Origin of the sequence: Sphingobium chlorophenolicum, from assembly GCF_000722875.1 — a bacterium.
GTDB classification, from domain to species: Bacteria; Pseudomonadota; Alphaproteobacteria; order Sphingomonadales; family Sphingomonadaceae; genus Sphingobium; species Sphingobium chlorophenolicum.
Map to the genome: position 1 here is coordinate 1 of NZ_JFHR01000116.1, position 3,332 is coordinate 3,332.

The window sequence follows — 3,332 nt, forward strand, 5'->3', positions numbered from 1 at the left end:
GGGGAGATTGGCGCGGTGGCGCGCAAGGCGGGGGCTTTCACGGCGGAACTGGTGGGGGCGATGGCGGCTTTGAAAGCGCCGGTTGCGCCTTCGACTTCGCCGGATTGCCGGGCGGCGTTGGGGGATCGGCAGTGCCGGGTCGATCTGGCCGGGCGGCGGCGGGTGGTCGTCGTGGCGGGGGTCGAGGATACGATTGTCGCTGTGCCGGGGGTGGTGGCGGGGGCCTATGCCTTTGGGACTTTGCGGTGGTTGACCGGGGCCAATGGCGGGATCGTGCAGGGGGTGGTGGATAATGACGGCGGGGCGCTGACTTTGGTCGATCCGCCGCCTTTTGCGGTGGAGGCCGGGGCCTTGGCTTTGTTGACCGAGGGGTGTGACCGGCAGTTGGCGACCTGTGCCGGGCGGTTCGGCAATGCGGTGAACTTTCGGGGGGAGCCTTATCTGCCGGGAACGGATTTGCTGACGCGCTATCCGGGGGCGGCTTGAGCGCGGTTGTCGCGGCGGCGCGGGCCTTGGTGGGCGTTCGTTTCCGGTTGCATGGGCGGGTGCCGGAGCGGGGGCTGGACTGTGTGGGGCTGGCCGCGCTGGTGCTGGGGCGGGCGGCTCCGCTGGGATACGGGCTGCGGTCGGGGGATGAGGGGCTGGCGGCGGAGTGGTTGCGGGCGGCGGGCTTGCGGCGGGTCGAAGCGGCGCGGGATGGCGATCTGGCGCTGGTGCGGCCGGGGCCTTTGCAGCTTCATCTGATGATCGTGGTGCCGGGCGGGCATGTTCATGCTCATGCGGGCGTGGGGCGCGTCGTGGAGATGCCGGGGGAATCGCCCTGGCCGGTGCTGGGATACTGGCGGCCAGAATAGCGGGCGGCGATTGGGAGATATTTTTATGGCGACGATTGTGTTGACCGCCCTTGGCACGGCCATTGGCGGGCCGCTGGGTGGCGCCATTGGCGGAATGATCGGCAATGCCTTCGATCATGCGGTGCTGTTCAAGCCCAAGGGGGTCGAAGGGCGGCGGCTGACCGAAGTGCAGGTGCAGACATCCACCTATGGTGCGCAGATACCGAAGCTGTTCGGGACGATGCGGGTGGCGGGAACGGTGATCTGGGCGACGGACCTGAAGGAGACGCGGCACAGGAGCGGCGGGGGCAAGGGGCGGCCGAGCGTCACCAGCTACAGCTATTCGGCGAGTTTTGCCGTGGCCCTGTCGGCGCGGGTCGTTCGGTCGGTGCGGCGCATCTGGGCGGACGGGAATCTGCTGCGGGGCGTGGCGGGGGACTTCAAGACGGAAGTCGGGGCCTTCCGGCTGCATGGCGGGGGTGAGGATCAGGCGGTCGATCCGTTGATCGCGGCGGCGGAGGGCGTGGGGCTGACGCCGGGGCATCGGGGGATCGCATATGCGGTGTTCGAGGATCTGGCGCTGGCGGATTACGGCAATCGGATTCCTTCGCTGACTTTCGAGGTCGAGGCGGATGAGGGGGCAGTTTCGGTTGCCGGGCTGGCCGCCGAGTTGAGCGGGGGGATGTTGACGGGCGAAGGACTGGGTTCGCTGGGCGGCATGGCGGCGAGCGGCGCGGATGTGGGCGATGCTCTGGCACCGCTGGTGGAGGCGTTCGGGCTGGCGCTGGTGGCGGATGATGGCGGGTTGCGTTTGCGCGCTTCCGGGACGGAAGGCGGGGCCGTGGTCGGCGGCGGCGGGCTTTGCCGGTCGGTGAACGGGCGGACGCTGGAGGGTTTTGAACAGTCGGGCGGCGCGGCCGATGGCGTGCCGGTGGCGCTTTCGGTGCGCTATTATGATGCGGAGCGGGATTATCAGGCGGGCGTGCAGCGCATCGGCAGGCCGGGGCCGGGGCGGCTGGAGCAGGGGATGGACCTGCCCGCCATGCTGACGGGCGAGGAGGCGCGGGCGCTGGCCGCGCGGAAGATGGGCATGGCCTGGACCGGGCGGGCGACGATGACTTTGCGGTGCGGGTGGGATGCATTGCGCCATGCGCCGGGGGATGTGGTGACGGTCGCGGGCGTGCCGGGGCTTTGGCGGATCGAGGAACGGGAATGGGAGGCGATGGCCGTGCGGCTGGCGTTGCGGCGCGTGCCGGGGGCTGGCGCGGCGATGCCGGCGGGGGCGTCCTCTGGCGCGGTCGTGCGGCAGGCGGACAGGCCGCATGGGCCGACGACGCTGATGCTGGCGGACTTGCCGCCGATCCGGGACGGGCTGGTGGCGGCGCCGGTCGTCGTGGCGGCGGCGAGCGGGGGCGAAGGGTGGCGCGGCGCGGCGCTGTTCGCGATCGGCGCTACGGGGGAGGCTATGCCTGTCGGGCGGACGGCGGGGCGAGCGGTGATGGGACGGCTGGACGCCCCGTTGCCTTCGGGAAGCGCGACGTTGATCGATGCCGTCCATGCCGTGCAGGTCAGGCTGCTGGCGGCGGACATGGAATTGAACGGGGCGGATGAGGCGGCATTGGCGCTGGGGCGCAACCTGTGCCTGGTCGGGCGGGAACTGATCCAGTTCAGCCATGCGGTGCAGACCGGGGAGGCGAGTTTCCGGCTGGAGGGGCTGCGGCGCGGGTTGTTCGGGACCGAATGGGCGATGGCGGTCCATGAAGTGGGCGAGGATTTCCTGCTGCTGGAGGAGGACCGGCTGGTCGAGCCGCTTGCTGCCTATGGCCGCGTGCCGGAGATGGGCGGGGCCGTTCGCCTCGCGGCCATCGGCGTGGGCGACAGCGAGCCGGGCGAAGCGTCCCTGACGGTGACGGGGGAAGCGGTCGTGCCGCCTTCGCCGGTCCATCTGGCGGCGCGGCCGGACGGGGCGGGCGGCTGGACCATCGGCTGGACGCGACGGAGCAGGAACGGGTGGCGCTGGACCAGCGGGACGGACGTGCCGCTGGGCGAGGATCGGGAGGAGTATGAACTGCGCCTGCTGGCCGGGGCGGACGAGTTGCGCCGGATCGTCACCGATCGACCCTTCTGGACCTATGACGCGGCGGCGGTGGCCGAGGATATGGGAAGCGCGGGCGAACGGGCGGTGGAGGTGCGGCAGATCGGTTCCCATGCGCTGGGACGGGCTGCGCGGCTGGTTCTGGCGGGCTGAACGGGAATTTCCCCTCTCAAACGAAAAGGACAATGGGATCATGACGATGGACTCGACCTTCCGCTGGGCCTTGCCCCAGCTTTTCGCCGGACAGGCGCAAAAGGAGATCTTCCACAATGAGGCGCTGGCGCGGGTCGACATGCTGCTGCACGGCGCGGTGGAAAGCGCGGACGAGCATGTGCCGCCTGCTTCGCCCGCGGTCGGCGCATGCTGGATTGTGGCGGCGGGCGCTTCGGGCGCGTGATACGAGA

The 3,332-nt window shown here is 70.4% G+C and carries 3 protein-coding genes and 1 pseudogene; all 4 read left to right on the plus strand.

All coding sequences use genetic code 11. From position 1 onward, the window contains the following. Positions 1-486: DUF2163 domain-containing protein (locus BV95_RS22420; RefSeq protein WP_037457541.1), on the plus strand; the 486-nt coding region annotated here is incomplete at its 5' end. Further along, positions 483-854, plus strand: a complete 372-nt coding sequence (locus BV95_RS22425; protein ID WP_037457544.1) for a hypothetical protein — start codon at positions 483-485, stop codon at positions 852-854. The genes BV95_RS22420 and BV95_RS22425, both read left to right, overlap by 4 nt. 25 nt (positions 855-879) lie before the next feature. Continuing rightward, on the plus strand, positions 880-3,081 hold the full coding sequence (locus tag BV95_RS22430; protein ID WP_037457545.1) for a phage tail protein: 2,202 nt from the start codon (positions 880-882) through the stop codon (positions 3,079-3,081). A 40-nt stretch (positions 3,082-3,121) separates the two neighbouring features. Further along, positions 3,122-3,322: pseudogene (locus BV95_RS22435) on the plus strand (DUF2793 domain-containing protein); the annotation flags it as partial. Between the last annotated feature and the right edge of the window lie 10 nt (positions 3,323-3,332).